At 70.2% G+C, this 19,475-nt stretch carries 20 protein-coding genes and 1 pseudogene; 8 read left to right on the top strand and 13 right to left on the bottom strand.

Going from position 1 to position 19,475, the window contains the following annotated elements:
- Positions 1-139: 139 nt before the first annotated feature.
- The 3 genes from MKK53_RS10395 to selD form a co-directional block, all read right to left on the bottom strand.
- Positions 140-1,234, bottom strand: coding sequence for a glycosyltransferase (locus MKK53_RS10395; protein ID WP_243928623.1), 1,095 nt, complete (start codon positions 1,232-1,234; stop codon positions 140-142).
- Complete coding sequence (locus tag MKK53_RS10390) at positions 1,234-3,111, bottom strand: glycosyltransferase (protein ID WP_243928622.1); 1,878 nt, start codon at positions 3,109-3,111, stop codon at positions 1,234-1,236. The genes MKK53_RS10395 and MKK53_RS10390 overlap by 1 nt, the downstream gene beginning before the upstream one ends.
- A 274-nt stretch (positions 3,112-3,385) precedes the next feature.
- Entirely contained in the window at positions 3,386-4,432 is a 1,047-nt protein-coding gene (gene selD, locus MKK53_RS10385; RefSeq protein WP_243928621.1) for a selenide, water dikinase SelD, read from the bottom strand.
- Positions 4,433-4,552: 120 nt separating this feature from the next.
- On the opposite strand from selD, the gene MKK53_RS10380 reads away from it, so the two are divergent.
- The 3 genes from MKK53_RS10380 (at position 4,553) to MKK53_RS25390 (ending at position 5,755) form a co-directional block, all read left to right on the top strand.
- A complete protein-coding gene (locus tag MKK53_RS10380; protein ID WP_243928620.1) occupies positions 4,553-5,068 on the top strand; it encodes a metallophosphoesterase in 516 nt (171 codons plus the stop codon).
- A gap of 125 nt (positions 5,069-5,193) precedes the next feature.
- A complete protein-coding gene (locus MKK53_RS10375; protein ID WP_243928745.1) occupies positions 5,194-5,517 on the top strand; it encodes a hypothetical protein in 324 nt (107 codons plus the stop codon).
- 109 nt (positions 5,518-5,626) lie between these two features.
- Positions 5,627-5,755 carry a hypothetical protein gene (locus MKK53_RS25390; protein WP_279598943.1) on the top strand — a complete coding sequence of 43 codons (129 nt, stop codon included), beginning with the start codon at positions 5,627-5,629 and terminating at the stop codon, positions 5,753-5,755.
- 34 nt (positions 5,756-5,789) lie between these two features.
- Here MKK53_RS25390 and MKK53_RS10370 read toward each other — a convergent pair whose 3' ends face one another.
- The gene (locus tag MKK53_RS10370) at positions 5,790-6,035 is read right to left on the bottom strand and encodes a hypothetical protein (RefSeq protein WP_243928744.1); all 246 of its coding nucleotides are present in this window, start codon (positions 6,033-6,035) and stop codon (positions 5,790-5,792) included.
- Positions 6,036-6,445: 410 nt separating this feature from the next.
- On the opposite strand from MKK53_RS10370, the gene flaF reads away from it, so the two are divergent.
- On the top strand, positions 6,446-6,808 hold the full coding sequence (gene flaF / locus MKK53_RS10365; RefSeq protein ID WP_243928619.1) for a flagellar biosynthesis regulator FlaF: 363 nt from the start codon (positions 6,446-6,448) through the stop codon (positions 6,806-6,808).
- Positions 6,809-6,867: 59 nt separating this feature from the next.
- On the opposite strand, the gene MKK53_RS10360 is transcribed toward flaF, so the two are convergent.
- Positions 6,868-7,281, bottom strand: a complete 414-nt coding sequence (locus MKK53_RS10360; RefSeq protein ID WP_243928618.1) for a flagellar biosynthesis repressor FlbT — start codon at positions 7,279-7,281, stop codon at positions 6,868-6,870.
- Positions 7,282-7,568: 287 nt separating this feature from the next.
- On the opposite strand from MKK53_RS10360, the gene MKK53_RS10355 reads away from it, so the two are divergent.
- Together MKK53_RS10355 and MKK53_RS10350 are read left to right on the top strand one after the other, a co-directional pair.
- Positions 7,569-8,768, top strand: coding sequence for a flagellin (locus MKK53_RS10355; RefSeq protein ID WP_243928617.1), 1,200 nt, complete (start codon positions 7,569-7,571; stop codon positions 8,766-8,768).
- Positions 8,769-8,987: 219 nt separating this feature from the next.
- A complete protein-coding gene (locus tag MKK53_RS10350) occupies positions 8,988-10,187 on the top strand; it encodes a flagellin (protein WP_243928616.1) in 1,200 nt (399 codons plus the stop codon).
- Between the two features lie 32 nt (positions 10,188-10,219).
- Here MKK53_RS10350 and senA read toward each other — a convergent pair whose 3' ends face one another.
- Entirely contained in the window at positions 10,220-11,536 is a 1,317-nt protein-coding gene (senA, locus tag MKK53_RS10345) for a selenoneine synthase SenA (RefSeq protein WP_243928615.1), read from the bottom strand.
- Positions 11,537-11,606: 70 nt separating this feature from the next.
- Between senA and senB the strand changes: the two genes are divergently transcribed.
- The gene (gene senB / locus MKK53_RS10340; RefSeq protein ID WP_243928614.1) at positions 11,607-12,557 is read left to right on the top strand and encodes a selenoneine biosynthesis selenosugar synthase SenB; all 951 of its coding nucleotides are present in this window, start codon (positions 11,607-11,609) and stop codon (positions 12,555-12,557) included.
- A 39-nt stretch (positions 12,558-12,596) separates the two neighbouring features.
- Here senB and MKK53_RS10335 read toward each other — a convergent pair whose 3' ends face one another.
- The 5 genes from MKK53_RS10335 to MKK53_RS10315 form a co-directional block, all read right to left on the bottom strand.
- Positions 12,597-13,295 carry a ribonuclease activity regulator RraA gene (locus MKK53_RS10335; RefSeq protein WP_243928613.1) on the bottom strand — a complete coding sequence of 233 codons (699 nt, stop codon included), beginning with the start codon at positions 13,293-13,295 and terminating at the stop codon, positions 12,597-12,599.
- Positions 13,296-13,341: 46 nt separating this feature from the next.
- A complete protein-coding gene (moaD, locus tag MKK53_RS10330; protein WP_243928612.1) occupies positions 13,342-13,593 on the bottom strand; it encodes a molybdopterin converting factor subunit 1 in 252 nt (83 codons plus the stop codon).
- A 7-nt stretch (positions 13,594-13,600) separates the two neighbouring features.
- Positions 13,601-14,200 carry a CDP-diacylglycerol--glycerol-3-phosphate 3-phosphatidyltransferase gene (gene pgsA / locus MKK53_RS10325; RefSeq protein WP_243928611.1) on the bottom strand — a complete coding sequence of 200 codons (600 nt, stop codon included), beginning with the start codon at positions 14,198-14,200 and terminating at the stop codon, positions 13,601-13,603.
- 64 nt (positions 14,201-14,264) lie between these two features.
- Positions 14,265-16,328 (bottom strand): excinuclease ABC subunit UvrC, encoded by a 2,064-nt coding sequence (gene uvrC, locus MKK53_RS10320; protein WP_243928610.1) that lies wholly within the window; start codon positions 16,326-16,328, stop codon positions 14,265-14,267.
- A gap of 49 nt (positions 16,329-16,377) precedes the next feature.
- Positions 16,378-17,082: a protein phosphatase CheZ gene (locus MKK53_RS10315; protein WP_243928609.1), complete on the bottom strand. Its 705-nt coding sequence runs from the start codon at positions 17,080-17,082 to the stop codon at positions 16,378-16,380.
- Between the two features lie 317 nt (positions 17,083-17,399).
- Here MKK53_RS10315 and MKK53_RS10310 point away from each other — a divergent pair, with 317 nt between their 5' ends.
- The gene (locus MKK53_RS10310; protein WP_243928608.1) at positions 17,400-18,272 is read left to right on the top strand and encodes a L,D-transpeptidase; all 873 of its coding nucleotides are present in this window, start codon (positions 17,400-17,402) and stop codon (positions 18,270-18,272) included.
- Between the two features lie 88 nt (positions 18,273-18,360).
- Here the strand turns inward: MKK53_RS10310 and MKK53_RS10305 are convergent, their stop codons facing one another.
- Positions 18,361-19,152 (bottom strand): DUF2076 domain-containing protein, encoded by a 792-nt coding sequence (locus MKK53_RS10305; protein WP_243928607.1) that lies wholly within the window; start codon positions 19,150-19,152, stop codon positions 18,361-18,363.
- 202 nt (positions 19,153-19,354) lie between these two features.
- Positions 19,355-19,475: pseudogene (locus tag MKK53_RS10300) on the bottom strand (porin family protein); the annotation flags it as partial.

Below are 19,475 nucleotides of genomic sequence, written 5' to 3'. Positions count from 1 at the left end.
CGGCATCGAACAATATCACCTTCTGCGCACGCGCCCGGCAAAGCGGTGTTTCGCCGCCGGAAGCGTGCCGCGGAAAACGGTCGAACGGGGGCCGTCGGCAGACGGATGGAAGGATCGTCCGCCGGGGCGCATCATCGGATCACGGCCTTCCCGGGATCATCGCGTCGGCGCCCGCATAGGCCAGCGGGTCGCCGTCGAGGAGGGCGAGGAGGCGGCCGGCGTCGGTGGCGGCGAGGCCGTTCCACCGGCCGACATTGTCCCGGGCCGCGTGCAGCGCGGCGCCGAACTCCTCGGACGCGACCCACGCCCCGATCCTGCGGGCGCTGGCGTCGGTGGCGTCCGGGTGGATCAGGAGGCCCGACCGGCCGAGCACTTCGCGGAAGACCGGCGCGTCGGGCGCGATGACCGGCAGGCCCCCGTGCTGCACTTCGAGGAGGGGCAGGCCGAGCCCCTCCGCCTTCGAGGTTGAGAGCAAGGCATGGCAGGTCTCGGCCAGGGCCTGCAGCTGCGAATCGGCGAGATAGCCGTGCATGTGCAGGTAGGGCGGCGGGGAATCGAGGAAGGCGTGCCGCCCCCAGCCGGACCGGCCGACGAGGTGCAGCTCGGCGGGGATGCCGATGCTGTTCAGCGCCTCGACGATAGCGAGGGAGGCCGGGTAGTTCTTGCGCGGCTCGACGGTGCCGATCGCCAGGAGCTTCAGGGGGCCGCCGGGCTTCCAGATGCCCGGCCCCACCCGCCGGGACAGGGTGAACACGTCGCGCACAGGGGGGCGCAGGAGGAACACCCCCGCCTCCGGGGCGCAGTACCGCCGGAGGTCCTCGCCCGTCGTGCGGCTGTTCACGAACAGGTTGCGGCCCCAGCGCATGGCGAGGGCGAAGGCGGGGCTGAGATAGACCCGGCTGCGCAGGCTCAGATCCTCCGGGCGGCTCAGGAGGAACGTGTCGTGGATGTAGAGCAGGCAGCGGGCGGCGGCCGGCGCGCAGAGGGGACCCGGCGGAAAGCCCGGGAACACGAACAGGGCCTGTGGATCGCGCCACGTCTTGAGCGGGATGCCGACCTGCTGGCGGGCGATCATCCCCGGCAGCGACCGGCTGACGACCGGGCGGACATCGTGCGGCGCGAGGCTTTCGGCGGAGAACAGGTCGAGGGTGACGCGCTCGATTCCCGTGACGCGGCCGCGGAGATGCGTCCCATCGACGTAGATCGTCTGCCTGCGCGTGGCGGAACCGTGCATCACTGGGCCCTCCGGCGGAGGGCGCTGGCGAGGTAGAGGCAGCGGCGGACGAGGAGCGGCATCCGCCGGCCGAGCACGGCTTGTTTCGTCCGGCGCAGGCGGCGGACGAGGGGGGAGGACGGCGCCTGCACCGTCCCGTCAGCGCCGCGCACGCGCTGCGCGGCGAAGGGGAAGTGGCCGAGCAGCGCGGCGGCGAAACTCGTCCGCCCCGCCTCGTCCGCGATCAGGCCGCGTTCCCGCAGCACCGCATCGAGGGAGAGGGCCGAGGCGGCGGGGCTGAAGCGGCTTTCGAGGGCGATGCGGGCGAAGGCACCCAGGGCGGCGCGGGCGGCGGGATCGCCCACGAGGGCGGCCAGCGCCTCCGCCAGGGCGCCCGGCCGCATCGCGACGAGGCGGCCGGAGACGCCGTCGATCACCGCGGAGGTCAATCCCGAGGTCCGGTAGGCGAGGGTGGGCACGCCGCACAGGCCCGCCTCGATGGGGGTCTGGCCGAGGGTCTCGTGGCGGCTGGCGGTGACGTGGAGGTCGCAGGCGCCGTACCACGCGGCGAGGTCTTCCTCGCTGCCGATCAGGCCCGGCGCGAACAGGTTGTCGATCCCAAGTTTGCCCGGATCGTCCAGCCTGCCGATGGCGACCACGCCGATTCCGGGCCCCGCCACCGTCTGCAGGGCATCCCGGAGGTCGGCGAAGCCCTTGTCCGGCCCGTCCACGATCACCGAGGAGATCAGGATGAGGACGTCGCCTGCCGGCAGGCCGAGGCGGCGGCGCAGGGTGGCCCGGTCGCCGGGCCGGAAGATCCCGGTGGGGAAGGCGAGGCTCACGGGCCGCGTGACGGCGCCGGCCGGGGCGAGGGCTTCGGCGCGCCGCCGCGTCCAGTCGGAATTCGCCAAAAGGAGCGGGCCCGATCCGCCGGCCAGGACGGCGCGCTTGCGCCGGTGCATCCCCGCGATGCGCCGGGGGGCGAGCTGCGGGTACTCGTCCGGGGTGGGGCAGGCCGCATCGCACCCGGTCTCGGCACGGGTGCAGTCGCGCGGGTGGGCGCAGCGGCCGGTGAGGGCGAAGAGATCGTGCAGGACCAGGGCCGCCGGATGCGCGGCGGCGAGCCGCCCGACCACGTCGAGGCTCCGGGTGGCGCCGTGGACGTTGCCGACCAGCACGAAATCCGGCGCCAGGGACGCGATGCGGGCCTCCGCCGCCGGGAACGTGTCGGTCCACTCGGCCCCGGCCGGCCGGTCGCTCAGCACGGCTTCGGCCACCGTGTGGTGCGCGAGCGCCAGGGCCTCGGACAGGCGCCGGTGGGCGACCCCCGCACCGCCGACGGTCCCCGTCCCGGTCACGGAGACGATCGACAGGCCCTGGCCGCAAAGGGGGGCGTCCCCGCGCCGGAGCAGGACCGGCCGGCCGATCCTGCGGCGCGCGCTCTGCGGCAACCCGGCCCAGACGGCGGAGAGATTGGGACGGTCCCCCTCGCACCGGAGGGCGGCGAGGGCGCGCGGCGAGAACAGCACCTCTCCGCCGATCCCCTCCGCCGCCCCCGCCAGGGACGGGACGTCGAGGCCGAGCACCCGGTCGGCATAGAGCACCCGCAGGCCCGCCACCGCGTCGGCGCCCGTGAGGGCCGCCTCCAGGGCGAGGGACGCCAGGGCGCCGGGGGCGAGCATGTCGCCGCCGTCGAGGAGGAGGAACGCGTCCGCCCCGGCCGCCGCGATCAGGCCCGGCAGGGTCGCGGCGGTGTAGGGCTCGTGGTCCCGTTCGGGATAATCCTGGTGGGCGAGGGAGGCCGCGGCCTCCGGCGTCACGGTGCCGGCCGGCGTGAGCACGCGGATGCGCGGCCAGGGCCGCCCGTCCGGCAGGCGCGCCGGCCGGACGGGTGCCACCGGGCCGGCGCCGGAGGGCCAGCCCGCGACGCCACATGCCGGGTGCGGAGGGGTGATGGGTCCCGACAAGTCGGTGTGCCGCTCGCTTGCGCCGTCGTTACCCTCGCGTGAGCCAGTGCAACGACGATGCCGATCCTCGCCGTGCCCGATCGTAGCGGCCATAGCCCCGAACGATCATAGTAAAGCACGGATTTCGAGATCTATATAAACGCCACTCGTGAAGATATTCTGTGCGAGGTGGTGCCGAGGCCGGACGTGCCGCCGCGAGGCACGCTCATCCCTCGACCCGGACCCGCGGGGCTCCCGCCTCCATCCGGCCGATGATGGCGGCCATGGGATGGCCGGCGGCCTGGATGCGGGCCAGGATGGCATCGGCCCGGTCCGCGGCGCAGGAGACGAGCAGGCCCCCCGAGGTCTGCGGATCGGTGAGGAGGTGCCTGCGCCAATCGGGCAGGTCGTCGGGGAGATCGACGCTGCCGCCGAAGGCGCCCCAGTTCCGGTGCGAGGCGCCGGTCACGCAGCCCTCCTGCGCCAGCCGCTCCGCCAGGGGCAGCAGGGGCAGGGCGTTCGCATCGAGGACGAGGGTGAGACCCGCGCCGCGGGCGAGTTCGAGCCCGTGGCCGAGGATGCCGAACCCGGTCACATCGGTCATGGCGTGGACGGCCGGATCGGCCGCCAGTTCGGTGCCCACCCGGTTCAGCAGCGTCGTCGTCGCGACGAAATCGCGATAGCCGGCCGCGTCCAGCACCTCGCGCTTGATGGCGGCCGAGTAGACGCCGACGCCCACGGGCTTCGTGAGGATCAGGACGTCGCCGGCCTTCGCGTCGGCGTTGCGCCGCACCGCCTCGCGCCGGCAGGTGCCGATCACGGCGAGGCCGTAGATCGGCTCGGGCGTGTCGATGGAATGGCCGCCGGCCACGGGGATGCCGGCCTCGCCGCAGGTCTCGGCCCCGCCGCGCAGGATCTTGGCCACCACCTCCGGGGCGATCTTGCCCACGGGCATGCCGAGGATGGCGAGGGCCAGCAGCGGGCGTCCGCCCATGGCGTAGACGTCCGAGATGGCGTTCGTGGCGGCGATCCGCCCGAAATCGGCGGGGTCGTCCACCATGGGCGTGAAGAAGTCCGTGGTGGCGATGATGCAGGTGCCGTCCTCCTGCTCCCAGACGGCGGCGTCGTCGGCGGTCTCGTTGCCCACGAGCAGGCGCTCGAACCGCGCCCCCACCGGCTGGTCGGCCAGGAGCGTGCGCAGGACCTCCGGATCGAGCTTGCAGCCGCAGCCGCCCCCATGGGCGAGGCTGGTGAGGCGCGGAGTGTCGGTCATCGGAGGTCTTTCGTGACGGTGTGAGGCGCGGCGGTGCGTGTGAGCCGAAGGTAGTGCATCCGCGTTGGGGGGAATACCGTCCCGGCGTGGTTCCGCCGCGGATCGTCCCCGGAGGCAGGATTGACGGTCTTCTTCACCGCCGACACCCATTTCGGCGATCCCCGCGCCCTGCGGTTCGACCACCGGCCCTTTCCGGATCTCGACGCGCACGACGAGGGGCTGATCGCCGCCTGGAACGCGGCGGTCGGGCCGGGGGACACGGTCTGGCATCTCGGCGACTTCGCCCTCGGGCCTCCGCCGGAGCGGATCGCCGCGATCCTGGCGCGGCTCGCGGGGGTCAAGCACCTCATCGTCGGCAACAACGACGGCCCCGCGACCCTCGCCGTCCCGGGCTGGGCCTCGGTGGCGGCCTACGCGGAGATCGTGGTCGAGGAGCGGCCCCTGGTGCTCTGCCACTACGCGTTCAGGACGTGGAACGGCATCGGGCGCGGCGCCCTGAACCTGCACGGCCACTCCCATGGCAAGCTCGGGCCGATGCCGAAGCAGTACGATGTCGGCGTCGATCCGATGGGATTCGCGCCGGTCGATCTGCCGACGATCCTCGCCTCACGCCGCCGCAGGGCGCCGCGCGGATGAGCGGATGGGCGAGGAACCGTTCCGGCAGCTTCGCAGTTGAAGCGGGCAGATGACGAATGCGGCGTAGATCTCCCTAAGCATTCGAACTCATGACTCTTCGTTTACAAACAGCAACAGTCGATACCATGCGAAACCTCAGAGTCGGTCTTGCCTCCTGCGTGTTTGGCGTCATCGCCGGTTCGGTCGCCACCACGTCGGCTCTGGCGGTCCCCGCCTGCATCGAGGCACGCAAGAAGGTCGATGAAGCTGCCGCCCTCCGTTTCCAGGTCCGGCAGGACATGCGCCTCGGCGACCGTGGCCGGGTCTGCGACACCCTCGACGAGATAGGCGACCGCTACAACGACGCCCGGGATGCGTTCGAGGATTGCGGGGAAGGCGTCGTCGCCATCGACCTCCGCAGCGAGCTGAGGCAGCTGCGCATCGCAAAGAAGATTAACCGCTGCGATTGAAGATGGGCCGCAGCGGCCGAGGCCGTGTGCCTGCGCACGGCGAACCGTCACCTTTTCGCACATTCAGACGTCACACGCGGCCCAGAACCGCCGGGGAGCCTGTTTTACCATGTCCGATGCCTCGATCCGTGCCGACGCCGCCACCGCCACCGGCCCGTCCTTCGTGGCCGCCCTCTGCGGCTTCGTGAGCTCGATGGTCGCCGCCTCGGCCCTCGTGCTGCTCCTCGCCGCGCTCTGAGCGCGGCCGCCGCGGCGACGCCTTCCGCGGCATGTCAGGGGGCGACGGACCAGAACCGTTGCCGGTTGAACAGGATCTCCTGCACCTTCCCCACCGCCGGCCGCGCCGGCCCGTCCTGGCGGCATTGCGGCTCGACCGGTCGGGCCGCCGCCGGGGTCATCGGCAGCGGCACGGTGATCAGGCCGAGCTTCGTCTGCAGCTCCGGCTGGCGGGCCGCCGCGATGGTCAACGTTCCGGCGATCAGCGCGCCGGCCACGGCCCCGAGGGTGAAGTTCAACATACGCGCCACGACCCGCTGGGTCTCGTTCTGCGACCTGCCTGCCTTCTCACCCGATATGTCGGCTGCAAGATGGCAGGCGGGGATCAAGCCGCCGATTCAGACCGTCGGCAGATTGGAGCGTGAAACTTGCCACTCCGTGAAGTCATCCGGCCGCATGGCAGGTAAGTCACGCCGAATAAGCGCGCAAATTCAACGCTCTGGCGAGTGCGCGGCGAGATGTGCGACTTGCAATGACAGACGGCGCCGCGGCCAATCCTCCCGCGCCGATAGGGCCGCGCTTTTGAGAACCCGCCGACGGTCTGCTAACCCTTCTCAGTCATCGTGTGTCAAACTCACGCAGTCTTAACTGATCTGCGGCGAGAAAGCGGTCTGTCCGCTCGAATGACCTGTGACGGAAGCCGGGGACCGCGATGAGCTACGCCGCCAATGCCTACGCCAAGACCTCTCGGAGCGTCCTGACGCCCAGAGAGGCGGAGTCGGCGGTGCTGGCCAAGGCGGCCCAGCGGCTCCAGATGGTCCGGGACAATTGGGGGAGCCAGTCGGGAGAGCTCGTCGCCGCGCTCAACTTCAACCAGAAGGTCTGGACGATCCTGGTGACGGCTGCGACCGAGCCGGACAACCCGCTCCCGGCCGAGGTCAAGCAGGGCGTCATGAACCTCGCGACCTTCGTGTTCCGCCGGATGATCGAGACCATCGCCGAGCCGGCGCCGGAGAAGCTGACCGCGATCATCACGATCAACCTGAACCTCGCCGCCGGCCTCTCCGGACGCTGAGGCGAAGGCGGGCCGGTTCGGCGGCGCGCGACGGGTGGTCCCGTCCGCGCCGCGGGATGTCACGGCGTCGCCGCCGGCTCCGGGGCTTTGTCGAGTAGGCTGCGCAGCTGCCCCTCGTAGGCGAGCAGCTCCTTGCCGCGCTTGAGCGCCCGGTAGAGGTCGCCGCCCTGCACCTGCTCGTAGATCGCGGCGATGTAGGGCCGCGTGCTCGGGGCGGCTTCCATCAGCGCGTTGGATTGCTCCACGAAGCTGTTTTCCGCGAGCGTCGGGTCGTCGGCGAGATACATCAGCGTCAGCGCGAAATAGAGCCGCTTGCACGGCGTGTCGGCCTCCGACTCCGTGATGATGTCGCTCTCGCGCAGGAACTTCGTGTTGGTCTCGATCACGAAGCTCGCGCGCCGCGAGCCGTTGCGGATCGCGGCGTTGCCGATGATCAGCCGCTCGTCCGGCTTCAGCTCGATTTTCAGCGGCATGGTGCAATCTCCCCCGCAGGCGTCCCTTGGTAGGCCCGGCGACGTTAACGATGCGCTAACCCTACGGGCGCCTGCGCCCCCGCAATCGCCGGAGAGCGGCCCCCATCATAGCCTGAATGTTCGCTCCGCGCGCAATGGTTGCTGTTTTCGATTGATTAACTGCGTTCTACGCGACACCTGATCGGCGACAAACCCGCGTTTTATTTTAAGACCATTGAAAGTCGCGGCGACGGAATGTCCGCTCGTCTCCAAAACGGAGGCGCACCGACCAGAATGGATCCACCGTCATGTCTTCCGGCGTCACCCTCACCTCCGCGACCCGCCAGAACCTGCTCTCCCTGCAGGACACCGCGTCGCTGACCGCCACCACCCAGAACCGGCTCGCCACCGGCAAGAAGGTGTCCTCGGCCCTAGACAACCCGGTCACCTTCTTCACCTCGAAGTCCCTGGACCAGCGTTCGGGCGACCTGTCCAACCTGCTCGACGGCATCTCCAACGGCGTGCAGGCCATCCAGGCAGCCAACCAGGGCATCACCTCCATCCAGAAGCTGGTGGATCAGGCCAAGTCGGTCGCCAACCAGGCACTCTCGACGCAGATCACCACCACGGGCACCGCCGGCACCGCCTACGCCACCCCGAACACCAGCGCCGCCACGACCATCAGCTTGTTCGTGAACGGTTCCTCCACGTCGGCGTCCATCCCGGCCAACGCCACGATCGACCAGGCCATCTCGGCCCTCAACACGGCGGTCGGCGCGGGCAGCTTCTCGAAGGACACGACCGGCACCAAGCTCGTCGTGAACGCCAGCTCCGACGTCGAGTTCGCCACCAGCGGTGACCAGACCAAGCTCGGCTTCACCGCCGGCTCGGGCAACACCACCACCTACGGCTCGACCACGGCGGCGGCGCAGAGCGCCGACCTCACGGTCTCCGGCGTCTCGGCCCGTGCCACCCTGGCGACCCAGTACAACAGCCTGCTGACGCAGATCGACCAGCTCGCCGGTGACTCGAGCTACAACGGCACCAACCTCATCGCCGGCAAGGGCACCAACAACAACCTGACGATCAACTTCAACGCCAAGGGCAACTCGAACCTCACGGTCACGGCGACCGACGAGACCTCGAACGGCCTCGGCCTGAAGGCGATCACCGGCACCTCCGCCGGCACGGGCGGCCTCGCCGGGCAGGGCAACTTCCTCCTGAACAACGACATCAACTCCACGATGAACAACCTGACGGCAGCGTCGAACCAGCTTCGCTCCGACTCGTCGACCTTCGGCTCGGCCCTCTCGGTCGTGCAGAACCGTCAGGACTTCACCAAGAACCTGATCAACGTCCTCGACACGGGTTCCGCGAACCTGACGAACGCCGACCTCAACGAAGAGGCGGCCAACTCCCAGGCCCTCTCGACCCGCCAGTCGCTCGGCATCTCGGCCCTGTCCCTCGCCAACACGGCGCAGCAGGGCATCCTCCAGCTCCTGCGTTGATCCCGACGCCTGAGGGCTGAGACGACACCACGACGGCAGGCGCCTCGCGCCGGCCGTTTTTTCATGGCGTGCGGGCGCCGGCCCGGAGCCCGGGGGGAAGGAAAGGAACGGTTAGGATTGATCTGTGTTCGTCGACCTTAACGTTCTCGAAAGCATGACCATGATTTGATCTGGATAACGAGTGGATCGTTTGCGCTTCCACTGACCAGGATCACATCCATGTCGTCCGACATCACCCTGACCGCAGCGACCCGTCAGAACCTGCTGTCCCTCCAAGACACCGCCGCCCTGCAGGCGACCACCCAGAACAGGCTGTCGACCGGCAAGAAGGTCTCCTCGGCCCTCGACAACCCGGTGACGTACTTCACCTCGAAGTCCCTCGACCAGCGCTCGGGCGACCTGTCGAGCCTCCTCGACGGCATCTCCAACGGCATCCAGACGATCCAGGCGGCCAACCAGGGCATCACCTCGATCCAGAAGCTGGTGGACCAGGCCAAGTCGGTCGCCAACCAGGCGCTCTCGACGCAGATCACCACCACGGGCACGGCCGGCACCGCCTACGCCACCCCGAACACGTCCGCGACCACGACGATCAACCTGTTCATCAACGGGGCGTCCACCGCGGCCACGCTGCCGAGCAACGCCACGATCGACCAGACGATCACGGCGCTGAACAGCGTCGTCGGCGCGGGCAGCTTCTCGAAGGACACGACCGGCACCAAGCTCGTCTTGAACGCCAGCTCGGATGTCGAATTCGCCACCACGGGCGACCAGACCAAGCTCGGTTTCTCCACGGGGACCGGCACGGCGTCCACCTACGGCACGACGACCGCGGCCTCTCAGAGTTCCGACCTCGTGGTGAACGGCGTCAGCGCCCGCGCCACCCTGGCGACCCAGTTCAACAGCCTGCTCACGCAGATCGACCAGCTGGCGGGGGATGCGAGCTACAACGGCGTCAACCTCATCGCCGGCAAGGGCACCAACAACAACCTGACGATCAACTTCAATCCGAAGGGCAATTCGAGCCTGATCGTCCAGTCCATGGACGAGACCTCGAACGGCCTTGGCCTAAAGGCGATCACCGGCACCTCCGCCGGCACCAACGGCCTCTACGGGCAGGGCAACTTCCTGCTCAACAGCGACATCAACGCGACGTTGAACGGCCTGACCGCCGCGTCGAACCAGCTCCGCTCCGACTCCTCGACCTTCGGCTCGAACCTCTCGGTCGTGCAGAACCGTCAGGACTTCACCAAGAACCTGATCAACGTCCTCGATACCGGCTCGTCGAACCTGACCAACGCCGACCTCAACGAGGAGGCGGCGAACTCCCAGGCCCTCTCGACCCGCCAGTCGCTCGGCATCTCGGCCCTGTCCCTCGCCAACACGGCACAGCAGGGCATCCTCCAGCTCCTGCGGTAAGCCAAGAAGCCGGCCGGCCCCCGCCGGGCGGCCTAGAGGGCGACGGTGCGGAAGCCGGCGAAGACGTCCCGCCGGTCGGGGCCGAAGAAGTTCCGGTACATCGCCGTCACCATCCGGCCGCGGGTGGCCCAGGCCCCCCCGCGCAGGACCTTCCGCGTGCCGAAGGACGGCTCGGAATAGTCCCGGTAGGCGTCCGCGGCGAAGCCGGGGAAGGGGAGGAAGGCGCTTTCCGTCCATTCCCAGACGTTGCCCATCATCTGGCGGCAGCCCCAGGGGCTGTCACCCTCGGCATGGGCGCCGACATCGACGCAGCCGAGCCGGCCTCCGTCGAGGTTGGCCAGGATCGGGTCCGGGGCGGCCTCGCCCCAGGGGTAGGTGCGCTTGATGCGGGCGAGGCCGCCATCCGCCCCGCGGCCGGCGACGGCGGCGGCTTCCCATTCCGCCTCGGTGGGCAGGCGGCGCCCCGCCCACCGGCACCAGGCCCGCGCCTCGTGCCAGTTCACGTGGATCACCGGCCGATGCGGCGCCAGAGCCTCGTAGCGGTCGAAGACGCGGATCTCCCAGCCGTCCGCGCCCCGCCGCCAGTAGACCGGATGGGTGGCGCCGCTGGCGGCGAGCCATGCCCGCCCGTCCTCGTCCCAATGCGCGGTGTCGCCGTAGCCGCCCTCGTCCACGAACCGGGCGAACTCGGCATTCGTCACGGGCGCGCGGGCGATGCGGAACGGGGCAATCTCCACCGGATGCGCCCATTTCTCGTTGTCGAACACGAACCGCCGGGCCTCGGGATCCGCGCCGAGCCACAGGGTCCCGCCGCCGACCTCCACATCCCCCGGCCAGGGGCCGGCATCGGCCTCGCCGACGCACGGCGCGGCGAAGGACGGCCGGGGCTGGGCCAGCGTCTGGCGCGTATAGGTGAAGGCCTCCCCGTGCATGTCCTCGTGGAAACCGATCAACCGGTAGAGGTAGGCCTCGTGCGGCGCGGGTTCGCGCCCGTCGAGCCGCGCCGCCAGGGCGGATTGTACCCGGTCCATGTAGGCCAACGTGTCGGGCAGGCCGGGCAAGGGCAGGTCCCAGCGCGTTGCATGGGCGACGGCGGCGGAATCATAGAGGGCGTCCGCCCCTTCCAGCAGGGGAGGGTGCCCGTCCAGGTCGCGCAGGACGAATTGCTCATGGAACCACGCGAGATGCCCGATCTCCCACAGCAACGGGTTCACCATGGACAGGCGCGGGCCCATCAGGGCCTCGCCGTCGAGCCCTTCCACCAGTTCGAGCGTCCGTGCCCTGGCATCCCGGAGAGCCGTCAGAAGCTCTGCGGACGAAGCCTTGTGCGGTGCGGCCGGCGTGACCATTCCTGCTCCCCAGTTCGTGGACGACGTAGTGCGCCCCCCGGCGCGGTACAGGCAAGGCGGGCGGCCTGACATGCGCATCGCGATCACGACACCCACCGCCGCCACCCGGCGCACCGGAAATCGCGCCACCGCCTCCCGGTGGGCCGGTTTCCTCACCGATCTCGGACACGAGGCCGCGATCAATCCGCCGCCGGAGGCCGGGGCGGACGCGATGGTCGCCCTCCACGCATGGCGCAGCGCGCAGGCCGCGGCGGAGTTCCGCGCGGCGCATCCGAGCAAGCCCCTGGTGGTGGTGCTGACCGGCACCGACCTCTATCACTACCTCGCGACTGAGCCGGAGACGACATCGCGCACCCTGGACCTCGCGGATCGCCTCGTCGGCCTGCACGACCGGGTCGCCGACGCCCTGCCGGACCGTTTCCGGCACAAGCTGCGGATCATCCACCAGTCGGCCCGCGGCCGGGCCGCGCGGATCGCCCCCGCCGCCGACGCCTTCGAGGTCCTGGTCGTCGGGCACCTGCGCACCGAGAAGGACCCGTTCCGCACCGCGCTGGCGGCCCGCCGGCTTCCGTCCGATTCGGCGATCCGCGTGCTCCACCTCGGCGCGGCCCACGATCCCGTCTGGGCGGAGGCCGCCCAGGCCGAGATGGCCGGGAATGCCCGCTATCTCTGGCTCGGGGACCTGCCCCCGGCGCGGGTGCGGCGGCTCATGGCCCGGGCGCGGCTGATGGTGCTGTCGTCGCACATGGAGGGCGGCGCGAACGTGATCTCGGAGGCGGTGGTCTCCGGCTTGCCGGTCCTCGCCTCGCGGATCGACGGTTCGGTGGGCCTGCTCGGCCCGGCCTATCCCGGCTATTTCCCGAAGAGCGACACGGCGGCCCTCGCCGGCCTCCTGCACAGGGCCGAGACGGACCCGGACTACCTCCGCGAACTCGACGCGGCCTGTGCGGCGCGCAGGCCGTTCTTCGCGCCGGAGCGGGAGCGGGCCCAGCTCGGGGCCCTGCTGGCGGAGCTGAGATAGGGGCGCGCACCCCGCCTTCCGACCCAGCCGCGGGCGCGCCTAGCCCTTGCTCGCCTCGTAGCGGGCCTTGTTCTCGGCATTCGGCGGGTAGAGGCCCGGCAGGGCGGCGCCGCGGTTGACCTCGTCCATGATCCAGCCCTCGAACCGCTCCTGTTCGGGGGCGAGCTCCAGCACGGTCTCGACCAGGGCGGCCGGGATCAGCACGGCGCCGTCTGCATCCGCCACGACGATGTCGTCGGAGAACACGGCGACCCCGCCGCAGGCGATCGGCTGCTGCCATCCCACGAAGGTCAAGCCGGCCACCGAGGGCGGCGCCGCGGCGCCCTGGCACCAGACCGGCAGCCCCGTGCCGAGCACCCCCGAGAGATCCCGCACCACGCCGTCCGTCACGAGGGCGGCGACGCCCCTCTTCGCCATGCGGGCGCAGAGGATGTCGCCGAAGATCCCGGCATCGGTCACGCCCATCGCGTCGACCACGGCGATGCAGCCCTCCGGCATCGCCTCGATGGCGGCCCGGGTCGAGGTCGGCGACGACCACGATTCCGGCGTGGCGAGATCTTCCCGTGCCGGCACGAAGCGGAGGGTGAAGGCACGCCCCACAAGCCGCGGCTGGTCCGCCCGGAGGGGCCGGGGGCCGCGCATCCACACGTTGCGCAGGCCCTTCTTCAGGAGGATCGTGGTGATGGTGGCGGTGGTGACGCCGGAGAGCGTCTCGATGATCGTCGCGTCGTTCGACATCGGCAGCCCCTTCCTGAAGGACGATGCGTGGGAGATCGGCCCGCCGTCACCCGCCGGTCATCGGCGGGAAGAAGGCGATCTCGCCGGCTCCAGCGATGGGTGTGTCGGCCTTGGCGTGGACCCGGTCGATGGCGGCGCGGACGATCCCCGGATTCTCGAAGGCGTAGGCGTATGCCTCGCCCCGCCCGGCGAGCCAGGCGACGAGGTCGCCGACCGTGGCCACCTCCGGCGGGGGGGTGAGGGTTTCCTCGGCCCGGCCGATCCGTTCGCGGACCCAGGCGAAATAGACGAGCTTCATGCTGAGCCTAGCGCGGGTCGTTGATGACGTGGTGGATGCCGGCCCGCATGTAGTCCCAGCCGGTCCAGATCGTGAGGGCGGCGGCGAGCCAGAGGAGCGCGATGCCGATCGCCTCGGTGCCCGGCAGGACGATCTCGCCCGCCGGCCCGGCGACGAGGAAGCCCAGCGCGATGAGCTGCACCGTGGTCTTCCACTTGGCGATCCGGCTCACCGGCACGCCGACCTTCAGCTCGGCGAGGTATTCCCGCAGGCCGGAGACCAGCACCTCCCGGCAGAGGATGACGATGGCCGCCCAGATCGACGCGCCGGAGATGGTGTGGTCGGCGGCCAGCATCAGCAGGCAGGCGGCCACCAGGAGCTTGTCGGCGATGGGGTCGAGCATCCGCCCGAGGGCCGAGCTCTGCTGGTAGGTCCGCGCCACGTAGCCGTCGAGGTAGTCGGTCACGGCGGCGATCACGAAGACCACGAAGGCCACGGACCGCGCGGTCGTCGAATCGGGCCAGAACAGCAGTGCGACCATCACCGGCACCGCGACGAGCCGCCCATAGGTCAGGCAGTTCGCCAACGTCCAGGCCGGTGAACGTCGGCGGGGGAGGACGGCGTTCATCGGGGGCGTGAAATCAGAGCGTGGCAATCCCGTCAACGGTTCGGCTCCGCTCTCGCGCCCGGGCTCAGGCGCCGGCATGGAAGAAATCATAGACGGCGCGTGCCGTCGCTGCGTTGACGCCCGGTGTCCGGGCCAGATCCTCGTAGGCCGCGCGTTCGATCGCCTTCACCGTCCCGAAATGGTGGAGCAACGCCCGCTTTCGAGAGGGGCCGACGCCGGCGATCTCGTCAAGCGGGTTCTTCGTGAACTCGCGCTTCCGTTTGGCCCGGTGCGTGCCGATGGCGAAGCGGTGCGCCTCGTCGCGCAGGCGCTGCACGAAGTACAGGGTCGGGTCCCGGGGCGGCAGCTTGAACGGCGGCTTGCCCGGCACGAAGAAGGTCTCCCGCCCCGCATCCCGGTCCCGCCCCTTGGCGATGCCGATCAGCGGCACGTCCTCCACGCCGATGGCGGCGATGGCGGTGCGGGCCGCCTCGAGCTGGCCCTTGCCGCCGTCGATCAGCACGAGGTCGGGCCAGGCGGGGAAGGATTCGGCCTCCGGGTCCTGCTCCGGCACCGGCTCGGGCGCGCCCCCCTCGGCCGCGGCGGCGGCCGCCTCGGGGGCATTGCGGGGGGCTTCCTTGACCAGACGCTTGAAGCGGCGCTGGAGCACCTCGCGCATCATCCCGAAATCGTCGCCGGGGGTCAGCTCCTCCGACTTGATGTTGAAGGTGCGGTAGTACTGCTTCATGAACCCCGTCGGCCCGGCGACGATCATCCCGCCGACCGCGTTCGTGCCCATGATGTGCGAGTTGTCGTAGACCTCGATCCGCCGGGGCGTCTTCTCCAGGCCCAGCGCCTGCGCCAGGGCCGCGAGGAGCTTGCCCTGGGAGGCCGTGTCGGCGAGGCGGCGGGCTAGCGCCTCCTTGGCGTTGCGCTGCGCATAGTCCACGAGGTTCTTGCGCTCGCCGCGCAGGGGCCGGTGGAGCTCGACGCGATACTCGACCCGGCTCGACAGGGCGGCGCCGACCAGCTCCCCATCCTCGATCGTATGGCTCGTCAGCACGACCCGGGGGGCGGGCTTGTCGTCGTAGAACTGGCTGATGAAGGACCCCAGCACCTCGTCCGCGGTCATCGAGCGGTCGGCCTTCGGGAAGTAGGCGCGGTTGCCCCAGTTCTGGAAGTTGCGGAAGAAGAACACCTCGATGCAGAACTGGCCGGCCTGCTCGTCCAGGGCGAAGACGTCGGCTTCCTCCACGCCTTGCGTGTTGACGCCCTGCACGCCCTGGATCGCCGAGAGGGCGGCGATGCGGTCGCGGAACCGGGCTGCCCGCTCGAACTCCATCGCCTCGGAGGCGAGCTGCATCTCCGACCGCATCCGGTCCTTCACGGCGTTCGACTTGCCCGCCAGGAAGGCCCGGGCGGAATCGGCCATGGTGGCGTAATCCTCCTGGGCGATCTCGCCGGTGCAGGGGCCGGAACAGCGCTTGATCTGGAAGAGCAGGCAGGGCCGGCTGCGGTTCTCGTAATAGCTGTCGGTGCAGGTGCGCAGCAGGAATGCCCGCTGCAGGGCGTTCACCGTGCGGTTGACCGCCCAGACGCTGGCGAAGGGGCCGTAATAATTGCCCTTCCGCCGCCGCGCCCCGCGGTGCTTCACGATCTGCGGCGCCGGGCCGTCGTCGGTGACGAGGATGTAGGGGAAGGACTTGTCGTCCCGCATCAGCACGTTGAAGCGGGGCTTCAGCTGCTTGATCAGGTTGGCTTCGAGGAGCAGCGCCTCGGTCTCGGTGGCGGTGGTGACGAACTCCATCGCCGCCGTCTGGGAGATCATCCGCGCGATGCGGTTCGAGTGGGCCTGCCCCCGGGCGTAGGAGGCCACGCGGGCCTTCAGGTTCTTGGCCTTGCCGACGTAGAGGACGTCGCCGCGGGCATCGAACATGCGGTACACGCCCGGCGAGAGCGGCAGCGTCGACCAGAAGCGGCGGATGACCTCGGTGCCCGCCTCCACCGCCCCCGGCTCGAAATCGAAGTCGATCTCGGCGGAGGGCTCGGCGGTGAGCGAGACGTCCGCCTCCTCGGCATCCTCGACCTCGGCCGCGCGGCCGTCGTCGAAGGTATCGGGGGGCAGGTCGTTCAGGGCTCTGCGGCTCATGCTGCAGATGTAGGCGCTTTCGCGCCGGGGCGCACCGCGGACGATCGCCTCAATCGAACAGGGCGTCGATATCCGATTGATCGACGTGGCCCGGATCGTCGGGGAGCTTCGGCCCGTTGAGCAGCGCGCCTTCGTCGTCGGCATCGGGCTGAGGCCCCGCCGCCACGAGGTCGCGGAAGCTGTCGAGGGCGGACCAGGCGGTGATCACCCGGTCGAGGTGCTCCTCGATGAACTTCATCACCTGGACGATCTTGCTGATCCGCTGGCCGGTCAGGTCCTGGAAGTTGCAGGCCTCGTAGGCCCGGATCACCTGATCGAGGATGGCGTCCACATGGGGCCGGGCGTCGGGCGTGAGGTGCATGGAGCGCAGCATGGAGGCGCGGCTCTCCACGTCCTCGACGACGCTGAGCAGGGTCGTGGTGGCGCGCTCGGTGGATTCCACCACCGCGTCGAGCTCGTCCGCGGCGCGGCGCATGCCCTTGCCGGTCACGTCCGACCGGTGGAGCGCGGCCAGGTCGGCCTTGGTGCGGACGATGGCGTCCTTCATCATATCGAGCTCACCGCGCATGGCGAGGGCGTCGTTCAACTCCTTGCGGCAGGCCTCCACCGTCTCGCTGGCGCTGGATTGCATGATCCTGCGCAGGTCGCCGATGGCGGACAGGATCTCGTCGTCGCGGCCGGCCGGCCGAAGCTCGATCGGGGCGGGAGTCTCTAGGCCGAGGCTCTGCTCGATACGGTAGCGTTTGGTCTTCATCGTTCGGCTGACGGCCTGCGCTTGCTCGATCCCGTGAGTTTTGACCCAAAACCATTAGCGGAGTGTCACCGGGCGCCGTTTAACCGCTTGGGCCGTCAACGAAGATTGATCAGTTCCCCTCATCGCCGGCGGCCATCTTGAAGGACGGCGATGGCGCGCCGCACAATACGCAATTGACGGTTGATTCACGCTACCCGTTGCCAACCGTGGAATGGGCTCGTTTGCCTGCCGATTCACCATGATGATTCACGCAATTCGCCGGTTCGAGGCGGATCGTCTGCCCCACGGGACGAGAGGTCCGCTGCGGAGTGGCTGCGATGACGTGTCAGAGGGTGGTGTCGGTTGCCGGTATCGTGCTGGCGGCTCTGCTGGGCGGGCCGGCCTCGGCCCAGCAGGTCCGCTACGCCGAGGCGTCTCCGGCCGCGGGCTATGGCGGGGGCCTCATCGAATACCTCGTGACCGGCCAGTCCGAGGGCCAGCGCCGCGGCGTGCAGCGCCCGGCCATGCCGGCCATGCCGGCCCCCCGGCCGATGGCGTCCGTGGCGCCCGACCGGGTGCCGCCCTACGGCGAGCCCTCGGCGATGCCCTACGCCGCCCCGTCCGCGCCGGTTCAGACCTACGCGCCCCAAGCCTACGCCCCCCAGGCCTACGCCCCACAGGGTTATGCCCCGCAGGCCTATCCGCCCGAGGCCTATGGGCGGCAGGCCTACGCGAACCAGGGCGAGTACCGCGTCGGCCAGGAGATGGACCCTCAGTTCCTCCGGCAGGAGGTCGCCTTCGAGGGCGGGCAGCGGCCGGGGACCATCGTGGTGGACACGGCCTCGAAGCACCTGTTCCTCGTCCAGCCCGGCCACAAGGCGATCCGCTACGGGATCGGCGTCGGCCGTCCGGGCTTTTCGTGGAGCGGCCTGAAGACGGTGAGCCGCAAGGCGGAATGGCCGGACTGGATTCCCCCGGCCGAGATGCTCGCCCGGCGGCCCGACCTGCCCCGCCACATGGCCGGCGGTCCGGCGAATCCCCTCGGCGCCCGCGCGCTGTATCTCGGCTCATCCCTCTACCGCATCCACGGCACCAACGAGCCCGGCACCATCGGGCGGAACGTGTCCTCCGGCTGCATCCGCATGATGAACGAGGATGTCATGGACCTGTACGAGCGCGTCCCCGTGGGGACACGGGTCGAGGTGCTCTGAAGGCTCGAACGCGGGATCGAATGAAGAAGGGCCCGGCTGCCTCCGCAGCCGGGCCCTTCTTCGTCAAGAGGTGGCGAGGGGACTTGGATCAGGTCCAGTCGCTGTCGTCGCCGCCGCCCAGGTCGCCGCCGAAATCGCCGCCCTGGTCGCTCCAGCTCGCGTCCTGGAGGCCGCCGCCATCGCCGCCGCCGAGCGCGGAGCCGAGATCCTGGTCTCCCCCGCCGGCGCCGGCGCCGTCGCCGTAATAGTTGTTGACCACCGTCTCACCCCCGCCGAGCCCCGCCGCGGAGGCGCTGCCGAGGGAGGAATGCCCCCCGGCGAAGGCGTTCGAGAGGGCGCTGCCGAGCAGCATGCCGCCGGCCGCGCCGGCCGCCATCGGGAGCGCGGAGGCGAGGAACCCGCCGCCCCGGGCGGGGGCCTGCTGGCCGCCCCAGGGGCCACCCTGTTGCGGGGCACCCTGCTGCGGATACCCGCCGCCCTGCGGGGGATAGCCCTGCTGGGGGGGATAGCCCTGCTGCGGTGCGTAGCCGGGCTGCTGGCCGCCCCAGGGGCTGCCACCCGGCCGCTGCTGCTGCTGCGGGTAACCCTGCTGCGGCTCCTGCGGGCGGGAGCCGCCGCCGAAGATGCTCGACAGGAAGCCGCCACCGCCCGCCGACTGGGACGGGGCCTGCTGGCGCCTGGCCTCCTCGAGCTGCTGGTTGAGGCTCTTGATCGCCTCCTCCTGCACGTAGATCAGCTGGGCCATCGCATACGGCGCGTAAGGCTGCGTGCGAAGCTTGTCGGCGATGAAGCGCTCGGCATCCGCGTCACGGGGCTGGCTCTGGGCCTGCTCCAGACGCTGGAAGATGCCGGAGATGATATCGCGTTCCTCGTTGTTCATAGGAACCTCCTCGGATCGGACGCACCGCCTGCGGCGGCACCGCGCGGCTCGGGCAGGACATGGGATCGCCGCAACGCTTTGTCAGGGGCGCCTTGCAAAATTGTCCTGCGCGGCCGGGGGCCCGGAACGGGAAAAGCCCGGCCTTTCGGCCGGGCTTTCCGTGGTGCGAGGGGCCGCGGCGTGGGCCGCGGCGGGTTGGGTCTTAGTACGAGCCGAACTTGTAGTTCACGCCGGCGCGGACGACGGCGAACTCGGTGTCGCGGCGGGTGTTGGAGGGGCCGGAGATCAGGGTGACGCCCGGGGTGGTGGTGGCGACGGTGGAG

Source organism: Methylobacterium sp. J-076, assembly GCF_022829405.1.
GTDB lineage: Bacteria > Pseudomonadota > Alphaproteobacteria > Rhizobiales > Beijerinckiaceae > Methylobacterium.
The sequence above is the reverse complement of the archived record's forward strand: the minus strand, read 5'-3'. Positions and strand labels throughout refer to the sequence as shown.

Excerpts from the sequence above, each read along its gene's own strand:
- MKK53_RS10395 (WP_243928623.1), bottom strand. The coding sequence starts at position 1,234 with ATGCACGGTTCCGCCACGCGCAGGCAGACGATCTACGTCGATGGGACG.
- selD (WP_243928621.1), bottom strand. The coding sequence starts at position 4,432 with ATGACCGACACTCCGCGCCTCACCAGCCTCGCCCATGGGGGCGGCTGC.
- MKK53_RS10375 (WP_243928745.1), top strand. The coding sequence starts at position 5,194 with ATGCGAAACCTCAGAGTCGGTCTTGCCTCCTGCGTGTTTGGCGTCATC.
- MKK53_RS25390 (WP_279598943.1), top strand. The coding sequence starts at position 5,627 with ATGTCCGATGCCTCGATCCGTGCCGACGCCGCCACCGCCACCGGCCCG.
- MKK53_RS10370 (WP_243928744.1), bottom strand. The coding sequence starts at position 6,035 with ATGTTGAACTTCACCCTCGGGGCCGTGGCCGGCGCGCTGATCGCCGGA.
- flaF (WP_243928619.1), top strand. The coding sequence starts at position 6,446 with ATGAGCTACGCCGCCAATGCCTACGCCAAGACCTCTCGGAGCGTCCTG.
- MKK53_RS10360 (WP_243928618.1), bottom strand. The coding sequence starts at position 7,281 with ATGCCGCTGAAAATCGAGCTGAAGCCGGACGAGCGGCTGATCATCGGC.
- MKK53_RS10355 (WP_243928617.1), top strand. The coding sequence starts at position 7,569 with ATGTCTTCCGGCGTCACCCTCACCTCCGCGACCCGCCAGAACCTGCTC.
- MKK53_RS10350 (WP_243928616.1), top strand. The coding sequence starts at position 8,988 with ATGTCGTCCGACATCACCCTGACCGCAGCGACCCGTCAGAACCTGCTG.
- senA (WP_243928615.1), bottom strand. The coding sequence starts at position 11,536 with ATGGTCACGCCGGCCGCACCGCACAAGGCTTCGTCCGCAGAGCTTCTG.
- senB (WP_243928614.1), top strand. The coding sequence starts at position 11,607 with ATGCGCATCGCGATCACGACACCCACCGCCGCCACCCGGCGCACCGGA.
- MKK53_RS10335 (WP_243928613.1), bottom strand. The coding sequence starts at position 13,295 with ATGTCGAACGACGCGACGATCATCGAGACGCTCTCCGGCGTCACCACC.
- moaD (WP_243928612.1), bottom strand. The coding sequence starts at position 13,593 with ATGAAGCTCGTCTATTTCGCCTGGGTCCGCGAACGGATCGGCCGGGCC.
- pgsA (WP_243928611.1), bottom strand. The coding sequence starts at position 14,200 with ATGAACGCCGTCCTCCCCCGCCGACGTTCACCGGCCTGGACGTTGGCG.
- uvrC (WP_243928610.1), bottom strand. The coding sequence starts at position 16,328 with ATGAGCCGCAGAGCCCTGAACGACCTGCCCCCCGATACCTTCGACGAC.
- MKK53_RS10315 (WP_243928609.1), bottom strand. The coding sequence starts at position 17,082 with ATGAAGACCAAACGCTACCGTATCGAGCAGAGCCTCGGCCTAGAGACT.
- MKK53_RS10310 (WP_243928608.1), top strand. The coding sequence starts at position 17,400 with ATGACGTGTCAGAGGGTGGTGTCGGTTGCCGGTATCGTGCTGGCGGCT.
- MKK53_RS10305 (WP_243928607.1), bottom strand. The coding sequence starts at position 19,152 with ATGAACAACGAGGAACGCGATATCATCTCCGGCATCTTCCAGCGTCTG.